Source organism: Mucilaginibacter sp. NFR10, assembly GCF_900100445.1.
In the GTDB taxonomy this organism is placed as follows: domain Bacteria; phylum Bacteroidota; class Bacteroidia; order Sphingobacteriales; family Sphingobacteriaceae; genus Mucilaginibacter; species Mucilaginibacter rubeus.
Map to the genome: position 1 here is coordinate 1,409,912 of NZ_FMTV01000001.1, position 15,656 is coordinate 1,425,567.

12 protein-coding genes are annotated in these 15,656 nt (G+C 43.0%); 1 reads left to right on the forward strand and 11 read right to left on the reverse strand.

Annotated elements, in window-relative coordinates; genetic code table 11:
• Positions 1 to 6 precede the first annotated feature (6 nt).
• The 10 genes from BLP33_RS05820 to BLP33_RS05865 form a co-directional block, all read right to left on the reverse strand.
• Positions 7 to 846 carry a chromate resistance protein ChrB domain-containing protein gene (locus BLP33_RS05820; RefSeq protein WP_090525779.1) on the reverse strand — a complete coding sequence of 280 codons (840 nt, stop codon included), beginning with the start codon at positions 844 to 846 and terminating at the stop codon, positions 7 to 9.
• Positions 847 to 927: 81 nt separating this feature from the next.
• The gene (locus tag BLP33_RS05825) at positions 928 to 2,136 is read right to left on the reverse strand and encodes a glycoside hydrolase family 88/105 protein (RefSeq protein WP_254780063.1); all 1,209 of its coding nucleotides are present in this window, start codon (positions 2,134 to 2,136) and stop codon (positions 928 to 930) included.
• 110 nt (positions 2,137 to 2,246) lie between these two features.
• The gene (locus BLP33_RS05830; RefSeq protein ID WP_090526231.1) at positions 2,247 to 3,902 is read right to left on the reverse strand and encodes a glycoside hydrolase family 43 protein; all 1,656 of its coding nucleotides are present in this window, start codon (positions 3,900 to 3,902) and stop codon (positions 2,247 to 2,249) included.
• The gene (locus tag BLP33_RS05835) at positions 3,892 to 4,614 is read right to left on the reverse strand and encodes a rhamnogalacturonan acetylesterase (protein WP_254780064.1); all 723 of its coding nucleotides are present in this window, start codon (positions 4,612 to 4,614) and stop codon (positions 3,892 to 3,894) included. Before BLP33_RS05835 ends, BLP33_RS05830 begins: the two co-directional genes overlap by 11 nt.
• Before the next feature lie 181 nt (positions 4,615 to 4,795).
• Positions 4,796 to 6,454, reverse strand: a complete 1,659-nt coding sequence (locus BLP33_RS05840) for a RagB/SusD family nutrient uptake outer membrane protein (protein WP_090525781.1) — start codon at positions 6,452 to 6,454, stop codon at positions 4,796 to 4,798.
• A 28-nt stretch (positions 6,455 to 6,482) separates the two neighbouring features.
• The gene (locus BLP33_RS05845; RefSeq protein ID WP_254780065.1) at positions 6,483 to 9,824 is read right to left on the reverse strand and encodes a SusC/RagA family TonB-linked outer membrane protein; all 3,342 of its coding nucleotides are present in this window, start codon (positions 9,822 to 9,824) and stop codon (positions 6,483 to 6,485) included.
• A gap of 159 nt (positions 9,825 to 9,983) precedes the next feature.
• Positions 9,984 to 11,003 carry a FecR family protein gene (locus BLP33_RS05850; RefSeq protein ID WP_090525783.1) on the reverse strand — a complete coding sequence of 340 codons (1,020 nt, stop codon included), beginning with the start codon at positions 11,001 to 11,003 and terminating at the stop codon, positions 9,984 to 9,986.
• A 64-nt stretch (positions 11,004 to 11,067) separates the two neighbouring features.
• Positions 11,068 to 11,733: an RNA polymerase sigma factor gene (locus BLP33_RS05855; protein WP_175489938.1), complete on the reverse strand. Its 666-nt coding sequence runs from the start codon at positions 11,731 to 11,733 to the stop codon at positions 11,068 to 11,070.
• Between the two features lie 135 nt (positions 11,734 to 11,868).
• Complete coding sequence (locus BLP33_RS05860; RefSeq protein ID WP_090525785.1) at positions 11,869 to 12,222, reverse strand: HopJ type III effector protein; 354 nt, start codon at positions 12,220 to 12,222, stop codon at positions 11,869 to 11,871.
• Positions 12,223 to 12,313: 91 nt separating this feature from the next.
• Positions 12,314 to 13,828 (reverse strand): lipase maturation factor family protein, encoded by a 1,515-nt coding sequence (locus tag BLP33_RS05865; protein ID WP_090525786.1) that lies wholly within the window; start codon positions 13,826 to 13,828, stop codon positions 12,314 to 12,316.
• 177 nt (positions 13,829 to 14,005) lie between these two features.
• On the opposite strand from BLP33_RS05865, the gene BLP33_RS05870 reads away from it, so the two are divergent.
• Complete coding sequence (locus tag BLP33_RS05870; protein WP_090525787.1) at positions 14,006 to 14,422, forward strand: DUF1003 domain-containing protein; 417 nt, start codon at positions 14,006 to 14,008, stop codon at positions 14,420 to 14,422.
• A gap of 130 nt (positions 14,423 to 14,552) precedes the next feature.
• On the opposite strand, the gene BLP33_RS05875 is transcribed toward BLP33_RS05870, so the two are convergent.
• Entirely contained in the window at positions 14,553 to 15,605 is a 1,053-nt protein-coding gene (locus BLP33_RS05875; protein ID WP_090525788.1) for a metallophosphoesterase, read from the reverse strand.
• Between the last annotated feature and the right edge of the window lie 51 nt (positions 15,606 to 15,656).

Below are 15,656 nucleotides of genomic sequence, written 5' to 3' on the forward strand. Positions count from 1 at the left end.
CAGATTTTACTTTTTGGCCAGGCTTTTTTTATACTCCGAAGGGCTTTGCCCCGTATGCTGTTTAAAAATCCTCGAAAAATGGCCCTGATCAGAAAAGCCGGTCAGGTAAGCAATTTCTGTGAAGCTGTGGGTGGTGGTCCCCATCAGGTTAATGGCTTTTTCAATCCGCATTTTCCGGATATAATCGCCAAAACTCATATTCTCAAAATATTTGGAAAACTCCCTGGATAAATAGGCCGGATTGATTTCCAACTCTTCAGACGCCTGTTGCAGGCTCAGGCTCATATTGGTATCGATCTGGTCCTGGATCATCTCTTTAAGTTCCTTTGTCCAGGATGGCGCTTTTTTATCTTCTTTAGTTTTGAGGTACTGGTGGTAAACCTCTATAAGCCTTTGTTCAACAGGCCCGTCTGTATGTTTTTGTTTATGGAGGTATTTAGCCCAGTTGTATAGTCCGTCGTAGATCACCATGCCTAATGCCAGGAGTTGCTGATCATCGGCAATATCATGCCTTAACCCCGAAAATACCGCTTCCAACCCGGCTGATTGCGGCGCAAAATCGTGGCGGTCGGTATCCGCGCCCCTGATTATCGAGGCCAGCCGGTTTAAAGCTGCATCCTTTAACTGGTGTTTTTTAAGGAAATAATCAAAGGTGCATTGATCTTCGTAGTGGGTATACTCTACATTGGGAATATCAAAAGGGATAGCATCCAACTCAGCTGCCTTCGCCAGCACTTCCTCGTACGGAACGTAGATGATTTCACCTTCAGGATCAATGAAGCGTTTGATGAGCCAGGGGCAGGCAATACGGTCAATTTTAGGACGGGCACGCGTGATCCATTTCATGGTGGATCAAAGTTAAAAATCTAAAGCATATTAGCAGCGACACAGTTCTTATACTCATAAGATTTTTTCAGCTACCAGAAATTATGGTTTTGTTATTCCGCTATGCGCATCGGCCAGGCGCTCTACCTCAACACTGGCTAATATAAATGCGCCGACACCTTTAGCATCGTTAGTTATTACCTTCTCGCTTAAATAATACTCGTAACTCCCATCCCGGTATGGTTTCCCTCCAAGCCCCGATACACTCACCGTGCCGTTAAGGTTCAACTGCCCATTTGCATCCGTTTCAATAAACTTTTTGATAATTCCGTTATAGCCTTTTTGAATGGAGGGTAAATAGGTTGGCTGTAAGTATCCCTGCCTCACCGCTTTTGCCATGGTGTATACAAACATACATGATGCCGATGCTTCCGGATAATTCCCTTTGGCGTCACTTTTGTCAAGTACCTGGTACCACAAGCCAGAATTTTCATCCTGATATTTAACAATTGCCGCGACAAACCGGTTAAGTATTGCCAGTAACTCCACGCGTTTGGGATGCTGCGCCGGAAAATAATCAAGCACATCAACCAATGCCATCCCATACCAACCCATTGCCCGGCCCCAAAAATTAAGCGACTGACCGGTTTCCGGGTTAGCCCAACGTTCTTTTTTACTTTGATCCCAGCCATGATACAACAGCCCGGTTTTTGTGTCGCGGGCCTTTTCTTCCATCAGGATAAATTGCCTGGCTATATCATTAAATGCGGTATCTTCATGAAAAGCAGCAGCATATTCAGCATAAAAAGGCTCGCCCATATATAAACCGTCCAGCCACATCTGGTTTGGGTAACGGTTTTTATGCCAAAAGCCCCCCTCGGGTACACGCGGTTGTTTCCGCAGTTGTTCACGCAGCAACGTTGCCGCCTTATAGTATTTTTGGGCACCCAGCACTTTATATAACGTCAACAAATTACGGCCGCACAATACGTTATCTATATTGTAATCAGCTTGCCGATAGGTGCGGATATTGCCGTCGGGCATAACATATCTGTCCATACATTGCTGTATATAGGTGAAGTATCTTTTGTCGCCTGTTTGTTGCCACACGCCTTCTATGCCTTTCAAAATCACTCCCTGGTCATAAGTCCACTTGTCGCCGGTTGTCAGGCTATCTTTCCAGATAGTCATAACCGTTTGTGTCATGCGCTGCGAATAAGGCTGCTTGTTTTGAGCCTGTAACATCAATGAACACTGTGCAAGGATGGCAATAATAAGCAGGCACCTTTTTATAAGCTGATCACTTCTCATACGAATTCATTTTGTTGATGATAAACTAACCGGATCATCTTCGTTTATTTTTATTTGTTGTTGATTTACAATTGATGGATACCGGTTCCAATATATGCTCACACATCGTATTAATTATTAGGCGTTACCCTAAACCAATCTACATCAGCATAACCCGAATCATTGACCTGGCTTGTACGTGTACAAAACAAGCCAATCTTGGCCCCAATCCAACGGCCTGCCTCGGCCGTAAATGGCCTGCCGGTACTTTTATAATCTATTCCATCGGTGCTGTAGCTGAAGTTACATACGGCATTCTTCGTTACTTTAACACGCAGGTAAACAGTTGGTGACGATAGCTTCGTAATCACTTCCTCCAGCTCCTTTTTGCCCTTATCTGCTTCCGTACAAGTAGTAAATACCAGGTATATGCCATCTTTTTTACTTTGCATGGCTATATTAGCGTAGCTGAAACCCATAATGGTAAGTCCCGTTTTTTCACCCTCCAGCTTTAAGTTAGGCGTAAAGGTGATTTTGGCAGTAGCCATAAATTCGTCAGCCGGAAACTTTTGTAACAGCACATTTGGCGTAAACCACAGGTTAGCGGCATCATTTGGGGGTTGATAACTGTAAAACCTCAAAGCGCCTTTATTGATATTCATAAACATCCATATGGGCTTCGCGTTAGCCATCCATTGCCATTGTAAGCCCGGAGACATGGTATTAAATTCGTCACTTTCCTGCGGAGTGCTTACCGGAAAGATTTTACCAACATTGGGCTTTTTATACGTTAATACCGGTTCGCCTTTGCCATCACCATCCGTATCTACACCAATAACAGGCCAGTTATCCTTCCAGATCATTGGTTGTAAATGCACCACGCGCCCATAAACGCCTTTGTCCTGGAAATGCAGAAACCAGTCTTCTCCGGTTGGTGTATCCACCCATGCACCCTGATGTGGGCCATTGATGCTACTTTTCCCCTGATCCATTACTACCCGCCGCTCATATGGCCCATAGATATTTTTTGAACGTAGCGCCAGTTGCCAGCCTGTGGGGACGCCCCCTGCCGGAGCAAAAATGTAGTAAAACCCGTTACGCTTATAAAACTTCGGGCCTTCTATGGTAGGGTCCATTTCATGTCCGTCATAAACAATCACGCCATCGTCAACTACCCTGGTTCCGTCATTATTTAATTTGTTTACAGCGATTACGCTTTTTATACCTGCCCGGCTGCCTGCGAAGCCGTGCACAAGGTACATACTGCCGTCGCTATCCAGCAGCGGACAGGGATCTATGATACCTTTGCCTTCCATAACCATAAAAGGTTTGCTCCAGGGGCCGGCGGGTTTTTTAGCTTTTACCACGTAAATGCCAAAATCAGGGTCAGGATAATAAATATAAAATTCGTTATGGTAATAGCGGATGGCGGGAGCCCAAACCCCATCGCCGTGCCGCGGTACGTCAAAATGATCAAAGGGTGGCTGCTTCAATAACGCGTAACCTAAGATGCTCCAGTTAACCAGATCTTTTGAATGCAAAACAGGCAAACCTGGAATTGCTTCAAAGCTTGAAGATACAAGATAGAAATCGTCGCCAACGCGAATAGCGTCAGGATCGGAATAATCGGCATTTATCACCGGATTTTTATAGGTGCCATTACCCTGATCTGCCACCCATACTTTAGAGATATAATTGGCACCAGTTACGGATAGTCCTTTTTTTTGTTGCGCAAGAACCTGTCCGTTTATAATTAATAGCGTAACGAACAGCAATTTATTTTTCATATAAAGGTTTAACATTTGAATGCGCGATATGCGCGATAAGCCCAAGCTTTAACGACCGGATGCCTGCTAAAACTATTTCGGCCATTTTCAGGGCTCCCAGCTCACTAAAGTGCGTATCATCAGCCCGGCCTTCCGGATAGTTAATACGTTCTCCCGGATTAAGGTAATTAAACAACTTTTTTGATCCCTCGGGCCCGAGTTTTTGCAATAAAGCCTGGCTTTCCCTGTCCAGGTCAATCAGCGGGACCTTTTGTTCTGCTGCCAGTTTACGCACTATGGCCGAATACACTTCATGTGTGCTAACGATGGTTCCTGTTGTATCAAACTTTCTTCGCGCTGCTGGTGTCAGCAATACCGGGTTTGCTTTTTTTTCCCTGGTTTCGCGGATAAACCTTGCTAAGTTATCTCGGAACCCCTGTTCATTGATATAGCTCTTTTTAGTAGGTACCTCATCATTGTGGCCAAACTGTATAAATACATAATCTCCTTCCTTTAAACTGCCGATAATAGAGCTCCATAAGCCTTCACTAATAAACGTTTTGGTGCTTCGGCCATTCTGAGCACGGTTGTCAACAACTACCGTACTATCAAAAAAAGCGCTGAAAGGCATCCCCCAACCTGTCTCGGGAAATGCCTTTGGCTGCTTATTGGCCATTGTTGAATCACCCGCCAGGTATACGGTGGTATGGCCGGGAGTAATCAGAAAAGACATCAACAACAACGCGCTTATTAAAAGGCAGATAAATAATAAGCCTTTAATTTTAATATTACCGCTCCTGTACATCATATATTGTTTTTTAGCAAAATTTTTTCTCTCCGGTTGCATACTTATAGCAGGCTCAAAAATTATAAAAAGGGATCATTTATCAGATCCCCTTTTATACCGTTTCAAATTAATTATAGCCCGGGTTTTGTTTAAATACATCTTTATTGGTTACGGCATCAATTTGTCCCTGAGGTATGGGTCGTACCAATTCATATGGCTTAAAATTGGCTGCGGCGTCCGGGTTCATAGCTTGGATCCGGCTCGCCAATTTACCCGTCCGCTTCAAATCAAACCATCGTAACTGTTCGCCGCCCAACTCACGTGCTCTTTCGTCCAAAATAAAATCGAGCGTAACCTGTGCGGGAGTGATCTGCATTTCTGCTATATGACCAGGTTTTGCCGCCCTTGTCCTAAGTACGTTAATATAAGTTGCCGCGGTTCCCGGGTCGCCCAGGTTTAATTTTGCTTCGGCAGCAATCAGGTACATCTCGGCCAGCCTGATCACAAAGACATCGCGGGCACTTTGGGCCTCAGCCACACTTGCACGTGTTGAATCTTTAAATTTCGATAAAGAAACATAAAACTTACGCTGAATAGGCACCCCATTTGATTTATATACCTTGGACAGGTCATAAGTAACATATTTACTGCTCTGCGATGCTGCAGGTATAGTTGCATTGGGGGTATAACAAACCGTATCGCCAACTTTAACAGCATTACCATTATAAGTACCTGCTTTATTAGCATACCAAACACTCTGAAAAGAGCCGGCATAGCGTGAATCATTTTGCTGATCAAACATGTTTAGATAAGCCAAAGTGGGCATATACCTGTTAAACGGCCTTCCGTTCGGAATATCACGGACGAGCAGGCTTGAATTTACCTGGTCATAAACCATCAGGTATAGTAAGTGCCCGTTGTTTGAACCGCGATAGTGCCCGTTTGGATATGTTGCCGAGGTAAGATCGTTATTGGCCAGGTTGGTTGAATAATCAATGGCCCAAATCACTTCCTTATTTTTCAGGTTCCCCATATTCCACAGATCAGCATATTTAGGCTGCAATACATAGCTATAGTTTTTAATCACATCATCGGCCATGTTAAATGCCTCGGCATTCATACCCCGGGTTAAGTACATCCGTGCTAAAAAGGCTTTAGCTACCGGCACTGTTGCCCGTCCATAATCGGTGGTGGTTGGAGTCAGGTTAGCTACTGCAAATGTAAGATCTTCAAATATCTGCTTGTAAAAAGTCTCTACCGGTGTTTTATTAGCTTCTGTATTGGCACCTGCGGTTGGTTTGGTGGTAAAGTTTACACCACCCCAGGTTTCAACAATATGCCAGCAATAAAATGCTCTTAAAAAACGCAGCTCGGCTTCGCGGTTCAATTTTTGGGCTGCCGTATAATCTGTAACGGCAGCAATCTGGGCTATGCCCGTATTGCATAAATTTACACCGGCATACAAGTTGTTCCACAATAACGGCAGCGGGTCTGCAGTGCCTTGTAAATTAATATATTGAGTAAACATTGGGTATGGGTCGCCGGTACCGCTCGTCCAGATATCCGTTCCCATTTCGGAGGCCAGATACCCTTCTTCCTTCCCATACCAAAACCGGGTATAGGTATAGGCTGCATTAACCAATGTTTCAAAACCTACCGCTTTGGTATAAACCGTTGTAGCGGTTAAGTTACTGGGGTTATATTCTTCGAGCTTTTTGCTGCAGGCACTAAATAAAGTGGCAATGGCTATAAGCAGCAGCGCCCAATTTTTTAGTAAATTTTTCATAATATGTTTTTTAAGATATTAGTATTGGTTAAAAGGAAAGATTTAAACCGGCCAGGAACAATTTAGTAAGTGGCCTGTCAAATGAACCACCGCCTTCAGGATCATAATCTTTTATCTTTGAGAAGGTCGCAAAGTTTTTGGCGCTCACATAGATCCTCAAATTAGATACGTGGATGGGTTTAGTTACACTTGCGGGAAAAGTAAACCCAAGCGTTGCGTTCCTTATTTTAACATACGAACCATCTTTGTAGCCCAAGGTTGAAGCAAATGGCTCTGATGCTTTTGTGATATTGGCACTTGGCCTTGGGTAGGCGTTTGTTGGGTTTTCAGGCGTCCAATAGTCTACATTGGCGCCATTTTCAATTCCATTAGGCTCATACTTCAACGCGTATTGAGATACGAACATCTGCCCGATACGTCCAAATACCTGCACATTTAAATCGAAGCCCTTATATTTAAAATCGTTGCTAAAGCCAAAGCTATACCTTGGGACAGCTGAGCCAAGTATTTTACGGTCAAATGTTGTGGTAAACTTTCCGTCATTATCTAAATCAGCAACCTTAATATCACCTGGCTTATACCCATAAGTTGCAGCCTGGGCAGCTTCAGATGTTTGCCAGATCCCTGTTTTTTGATAATCGTAAAAAGATACAACCGGGTAGCCTATAAACCAGCCATTGGCAAGGTCGTTCACACCATTTGGTAAATACGTGATGCGCTCCTTATTGCGTGTATAGGTGATATTGGATGTCCATGTAAAGCTTTCTGATTGGATGTTAATGGTTTTCAGTGCAATCTCAATACCTGTATTACGACTTTTGCCAACATTGGCCAATGTTCTTAGCGCTCCTGTTGAGGCAGGTAATTGCTGTGGCAATAACAAATCCCTGGTGTGCGAATCATAATAATCTATAGTGCCCGAAACCCTGTCTTTATAAACTCCGAAATCTATACCGGCGTTTAAGGTTCCTGTTAACTCCCACTTTAATTGAGGGTTTCCGATATTGGGATCAAGGCCATATGCTAACGCAGTTATATCGTTCCATGAAAATGGAATAAGCATTGCCTTACTTTGGGTTTGGTATGCGCTTACAGCAGCATTGCCGGCAACCCCATAGCTTAAACGTAATTTCAACTCAGAAAACACGTTTTGGGTCTTCATAAATCCCTCATCAACCACACGCCAGGCCGCGGCAGCCGAAGGGAAGAATGCCCATTTATTTCCCGACGACAATACGGATGAACCATCAGCACGTCCGGTGAGGGTTAGTAAATACCTATCTTTAAACGCATAATTTAAACGTAATGCTCCTGAAGTTAAATGTTGCCCAACGTAATTACTTGATATTTTTAAGTTAGACGGATTGTTTTGCAGCGCGTAGAAAGATTGGTCGGGTATTAATTGTCCGGTGCCTTGTGCTGCAGATTGGTCCATAACATTTGATTGATAACTGGTAACACCCGTTACAACTACGCTATGCCTGGCTATTGTCTTTTGCCAGGTAATAATATTTTCCCAAAGCAAATTAGTTTCGTTTGAATTGGTTACTGACGACAATGACCCTGAAGATAAGGCCCGGTTTATAGTATTGGCACTTTCAAAATGGCCGTTTCGTGAACCAGATAGTGTGATACCTAAATTTGACCGTATGGTTAAACCATTTATTGGCTTCCATTCTGCATAGGCGGTTGAAAGCAAATGAGTAATCTTGTTTTTATTTACAAACTGGGATGCATCATCATCAAAAAGAGGATTGGCCTGGTTACCGTTACCCGGAAATTTAGCTATACTACCATCTGCATTGTACGGATTAAAATAGGGAATAATTTTATTGGCCACGGATAATACCCCATCGTTTCGAAGGTTTTGATCATAATAAGCAAGCTGACTTTGCAGCCCCACTTTAAAAGCTTTGAATAACTGGTGATCTATATTTAACCGCAGGGTATACCTGTTTGAGTAATCATTAGCGTATAACCCTTTTTCCTTAAAATAATCAAAAGAAAAGTAAGCTTTTGTTTTTTCACTACCACCGGAAACGCTGGCGTTATAATCCTGTTGGGAGCCTTTATGCAGTAAAAATCCCGGCCAGTAATATGACAGGCCGCTTTGAACTGCAGCCAGATCGCCTGCACTGGTAAAAACTTTCGGATCGTCGGCAGGGGAATTCCATGTTCCGATAGTTCTGAAGCTTTCACGTTTCAGGTTTGCATATTGCGACCCTGTCATGGGTACCGGATAGCCTGCGACATCCGAAATTCCATAATATGAACCCGCAGCTACTTTCGGTTGCCCGCTGCTGCCCCTTTTTGTTGTAATTATAATTACACCGTTTGCTCCGCGCGAACCATAAATAGCGGTTGATGAAGCATCCTTTAAAAACTCCATTGATGCAATGTCGTTTTGATTGATATCTTCATAATTACTGTACTGGATTCCGTCGACTATATAAAGCGGGCCGTTACCTGCAGATAGAGACCGGTTACCCCGAACAGTTACGCTTACATTTGCACCTGCAGCACCGCTTGTACGCACGATATCTACACCCGAAACCTTTCCCTGGAGCGCTTCCATAGGATTTGATGCCGCAACTTTGGTGATCTCATCCCCCTTAACAGAAACAACGGAACCGGTAAGATCCCTCTTTTTTACCGCACCATAACCTACTATAATCACCTCTTCGAGCGATTTGCTTAAAGGAACTAAAGCCACCTTTAAAAAGGTCTTGCCATTAATACTCTGTTCTAATGGTCTGAATCCTAAAAAAGTAAATACCAATACGGTATTGGCATTGGGAACAGTAATGGTAAAATCGCCTGAAACATTAGTTGCTACACCGATATCAGTGTCTTTTATCCTTACCGATACACCAGGCAGGGGTTCACCTTTCTCGTCGGTTACTTTGCCATTTATGGTTATTGTTTCAATTTGCCCATTGTTGTTGCTCGCAGCAGGCCCTGCAGTTGTGGTATTAAACAAAATAATATTGTTGTCTATCTGGCTATACCCAATTCCCCGGTTGGCAAAAAGTTCGTCCAGGATATCCTTTACCGATTTGTCGAGCGAAGAAAGGGTAACACGGGCGTTGGGTGACAGGACATTGTCTTTATATGCAAACCGCAAATTGGTTTGTTTTTCAATTTTTTTGATTACCGATTTTATCGTCTCGTTACCTACTTCCAGCCTGACATTGATCTTATCGAGCGATTGCCCCTTGCTTGAGGATGCCAAGAGCAATTGGCCGGAGACCAGAAATACCAACAGGATCATAAAACTGAATCGCATAACTTTTCGGAACGTGTTTAAAAATTGGCGTGCAGAGGCACCGGATAATGTGCACCATTGCTTAAACGCAAGAGTTTTTTTCATAACTTGCATTGGTTTTAATCGGTTAATAATAATTGGTTAAATACTTGCCCTGTCGCCGAATGATGTGAGAAGTCGTAAGCAACGGGGCTTTTTTAATCTGGAAGGTTTAAAGTATCAATGTTTCATAGGTTTTTTATTTAAGAGGTAAAAAATTGGTTATTATTCACAGCCGGAACCGGATAGCGTAACATCACCTTCCTTACTCCATTTATAGCTCAGATTATTCAGGTGCGATAATACTTTGATAACCTGTTCCAACCCCGTGGTATTTAAGAAGGTTGCGCTAAAACGGCAGCTTCCTATCTTTTCGTTATCAAGGATAACTTTTACACCATATCTTTCTGTTAAAACGGCCGCGGCTTCTTTCAATGTTATATGATCCATCACCAAATCGGTCTCTTTCCAAAGTACCGTTGTTTTGGCATTCAATATATCTATGGAAGATTGATTATTGATTTCGTTATAACTTATCTGATGATTGGGCAATACAATGCCTAAGGTTTTTTTAGGGGTAGATACTTTAACTTTTCCACGGGTTACCGTTACCTGGATCAAACTGCCTGCCGATTTAATATTAAATGCCGTACCTAACACGCGGGTTGTAATTTGCCCTGTATGCACCAGGAAAGGGTGAAGCGGATCATGCCTTACATCGAAATAGGCTTCGCCGGTTAAATATACTTCGCGGGTTTTCCCGGTGAATTTTGCCGGGTAATCTAAATGACTGTTCTTATTTAATGTCACCACGCTTCCGTCGGCCAGCCTGATCGCCTGCACATGGCGGACGGGGTTTGATAGTATTGCCCGGGTCTGCATGGGCATTGGCTTAGGCCTTTTTTGTAAAAAGTACAGGCCTGCGCATACTAACAATGCAATGGTAGCGGCAACCGAACGGATAATTGTTTTGGAGCTTCTTTTTTGAAATGAGTAAACGTTTTTTTCCTTTTTTACAATCTCAAGCAACTTATTGTATAAAACTTCCTGGTGAACGACTTCTGCGTCAGCATCAGGTTTCATTTCAGTATCGGCCCATAGTTTCTCCAATAAACCTTCAATTTCTGGCAAATTCTCCTCTTTGGCCATCAGCTCAAAAAGTTCGTTAAACTCTTCTGTAGTACACGAGGCGTCCAGGTATTTTTGAAATAAGTATTTTATGCGAAAAACAGAGGCTGTTGACATGCTGCACTTGGCTGGTTTAAAACCAATTCATATACATGACGATAAAAAGAGAAGAGAGGACTAATCAGATTTGAAAAAAAATAAAAAAAAACGAGATTGTAAGCAGGATGGATAGTTGACCGTGTTTTATAAACTCGCGCATTTTTTTTAAAGCAGTAACAATGTGATTTTTTACCGTGTTTTTTGACAGGTTTAGCTTATCAGCAATTTGCTCATGCGTAAGCCCTTCTTCCCGGCTTAAATTGAGTATCAATTGTTGCTGCTGAGTAAGCATTTGCAAACAATGTATCACATGCTGGTTATATTCTTTAAAATCATGATTTGAGGCTGCCGTTGCCTGCTCATACTGCATGTGTTGGTTAAGGAGCTGCTGTATTTTTTTTTCGCGGGCGGCCGTACGTAAAAAGTCGAGTGATTTATTTACAGCCATCCGGTGAAGAAAAGCATCAACATTTTCTACTTCACTTAAGATCTCTTTAGCCGACCAGATCTTTACAAAAATATCAAGCACCAATTCTTCTGCAATTTCGCGAGACTTGACAACTTTATAAATATAGGCGAAAAGCCGGGGTTGGTTTTTTTGGAAGAATAACTTAAAAGCAAGCTCATCGCCCGATGACAGACGCTGGTGCAGCGAATTTGATATTTCGTCACCTGTATCGGATGAGCCCAAATTGTTGAACAAGGCAATATTATAATTGGAATCATAAAGTAACAATCTATTATTCAAATAATCAATAAGTAAGTGAATAAATGATTGTTTAGAATACAATTAATAATACGCTCCGTACCGGTCAACCAATACTTAAATGATATATCCTAAATTATTGCTAAATATAGTGATAACGGAATCTTACGGCCTCTTTCAGACCTGTCCTGACTTCAATACAAGTGCATCTCCTTCAAACCTGATTCCCGGCCAGCCATAGGCCATAAACTGACGGATATTCTGATGATCTGTACCATCTGGATTTGCCAGTACGGCCCTGTAATGCTCCGCAAATAAATAAAGCGTATCAGGCTCACTTAGATTATTGAGTTGAGCAAAAGCAAAAACTCTGGCGCTGCCCTGGTTTTGTGCTGCTTCGTTATAAACATTGCCATTTTTAAATGCAGTTGGCTGATGCTCATAATAATTGGCAATAAATTCAATAACTTCATTAAATGTAACCGTACCCTCTTTTAGGGCGGTAAGTAGATCAGACAGTTGTTCTTTCATTAAGAAAATATTTTTGCGAAAATAAAATTTAAAAACAGTTATTGATGCAGGTGGTTGATTTCAATTGAAATGGAGCCAGATTAACCGTAGCTTATAGCCAGCCCTGCCCTTTAAGATAAGCAACAAATTGCGGGTTTTGCACGGAAAGTACGGGTAACCATAATCCTAACTTTTCCCGCTCCCAGTAAGGGCCGGCACCAGGCGTGGGACGGGCAAAGCGGTAACGGTAAATAACTGCACGAATATAACGCGGTGGTTTTCCCGGGAAGGGATTTCCGGCAAATAAACCAACTCCCCCCGGGTCATTATGCAATAGTTTCCAGGCCAGATGATATGTCCAGGGGTACTGATCGGCTGTGGACATTGCGGCAAACCACATCTGCCAGTCCAGTCTTAATTGGTATGGCGCCACCTGGCGGGGCGTACCATCAGGCGCGACAGGCAGCCCTTTATAAGGATAAGCTTTCCAGTTTGCACTATCGGGATTGAGGTCTCTTGTTCCTTCAAAAACTACATTAAAACGTTCCTGTCCCACGCTGCCGAATGCACCATAGGTATTTACAAGCTCCAGAGGGTCAAATGAGGTATTCATAATTTGTTTGGGCGACAGGAGGTTAAACGCGGGCTGGAAGCTTAGCAATCCTACTGTACAAGTTACTATCAGTGCGGTGTACTGCATAGGCAGCGAAACTTCAGCTTGCTCTTCGGCCTTCGCAGCTTTGCGTACAAGTACGCCCGGCAAAAGTTTAGCCCAAAAACCATCATCAAGGCAAGCCAGCGCAGGCACAATGGTAAGCCAATTCAAAAAAGAGAGGTTCCCGCTCAGGATGATTGCAAATTGGAACAGAATGATAACGGTACCTGCGATGTGCCTGAATATCCGCGGGCCAAAAACAAACCAGGGTGCCAATAGTTCGGCCAGCCAATTGAACCAAACACCAAGCTGCAATAACGAATGTGGCAGAAAGTGAAACCAGCGACTAAATGGTCCCGGTATTGGCTGGGTTTCAAAATAATAATACAATGCTGTGCCATTACGCCACACAGCATCGCCACGATATTTGATCATCCCCGCGCCAAACATGATCCGGAAGATGAGCCAGCGAAACAGGATGATAACCAGCAAAGGCGGCGGACGTTTGGGAAAAGGCCGCATATCCAACAAAGGGCATAAAAATATAGCAAGAAAACCGGTTTCTGTAAGTTGGATTTCCCAGCCATAACCGTACCACTCCTGTCCAACATGTACCAATGATAGATACAATACCCACAATACCCCCATTGAAAGCCCGTTGGCATAACCGGCCACAACAATCAGGGATAAAATTAAACCTGTCCATGAAACAAGCAGTAATGCCTGATCTGAATGCCAAAACCAAAACACTGAAGGCAGCCGCATAAACCCTGCTCCTTTTGAACCCAGTGCTATACTTACCTGATGCAAATAATGATCAACCGGTAATAAGCCATTTGAGCCGATTAATGGCAGCACCTGGGTTATAGCCACAAGGAACGCCACCGCGTAAACCGCACCCAGCAAACGAAGGATCACAAAACGAGTGAGCCAATACTGAGGTGCTGAGGTATGTTCAAAGCTATATAACATAGTGACGTGTATCTTAAAGTTACAGAGATTTGAAGATTATGGGTAGAAATATTTAATTAACGCAGTGTTCGAATCAAAATGAATTTTCTTGCTCATAGCTTAAGGAGTTCAGCCCAATAAAAGCAGCCATGGCAATTAAATTTATATATTTATTACCTAAAGCTTAATTCTTAAAAAATGTCAAACAATAAAAAAAACTGGTATCAAAGACATATCGATTCCATGAACTTTGGGCAGCGATTGGCCGACTCTGTAGCGGCTGGCATGGGTTCATGGCGGTTCATCATCATTCAAACCTTAATTGTTGCATTGTGGATGGCGCTAAACGTAGTGGCCTTTATTGGTCATTGGGATCCCTACCCATACATTTTATTAAACTTGTTGTTTTCAACCCAGGCAGCATATGCAGCCCCGATTATCATGATGGCACAAAACCGCCAAAATGAACGTGACCGCGCCCAGGCCAATGAAGATTTCCGAACCAATGTGGAAGCAAAAAAAGAAATTGAAGAATTACAACTGCGCTTAAACGCCATTGAAGTAGACAAGCTCGACAGGATCCTGGCACTGCTTGAAAAAATGGATAAAGAATAATCCATAATCGCACAAACACGAAACCAACCGCCTTTTCAGGATAGTTGGTTTCGTAATCTTTGCCAATCGTTATGGAGTGTAAACTACGGGGCAATGATTGCCGGCGCTTTAAAAAAAATCTTCATAGCTATTATTTTACAGATGTATCAAATAAAGAAACCGTAAACTGGCTATCGGCGTCCGTTTCGCTTGTTTTAGCATAAGGAGAAAATGTTTTGACTGACAACTCGTTGCGCTTAACCGAAAATTTATACAAACGCATCAACCCGTTACCGCCGTTTGGCCTGCTTTGATAATCGTTAAGGAAAGCCTTAATTGTGTGGCCGTTAAAAACTTCTGTACGATAACCCTCCCCATTATCACCAACGTGCCCGCAAAGCATCATAAACAGATTGGGATTGTTTTTAAGACTTTCATAAATAGCCTTACCTTGTGCGTTAAAAGGGGCTTGCGGTGTGTTAGAGCCGGTTACAGGGTTAAAATGTAAAATGGAGTGACTTACAACAATCGCTTTCCGCGAAGCGTATTTGTTTAACATTTGGTTAGCCCAGCCATACAAGCCAGCCTGATCTTCATTAAAAGCATCAAATTCGAGGAACAGTACTATGAAATCAAAGCCGCCTGCAGTAAACAGGTCATAATGGCTATCATTATTGTTGCCGTAATGGCCACCATAATATGAACGGCCCTCAAAGTGTTTTACACCAAAATATTGATTATATCCATTAGTAGTGCCTGTAACCGGGCGCTGTGACGGGAACTGGTCATGATTGCCAACAGCCAAACCGTAAGGAATACTAACCGGATTTTCCAGGCCATAAAGCGCGTTTTTGGCAAGGTACCACTCGCTTCTGGCTGTTACCGGGTTATCACCATGTTCGGTAATATCACCCATGTGTGCTACATAGGCTATGTTTTCTTTAGCCTGGTTCTTCCGGATCCAGTCAATCTGCGCTTTGAACATCTCAAAAGTTCCGCCAAGCTGTGCCTGGGCCAGGTAGTATTGCGAATCGGGAATTACAGCGATTGAAAAATCACCGGGTTTAACCGTTGCCGCGGGCCCGGGAGCGTTTAAAACGGTATCAATTGAAGGCAATATCTCTTTTGCCTGCGCGTTATAATTCAGCGACAATAAGCCAAAACAAAGCCCCGCCGATAATGCATTTCTGTATTTCAGTAACATAATTTTTTGTTTGAAGGGTTAAACCTGATCCCTGCCTTCAGCAATCTGAAA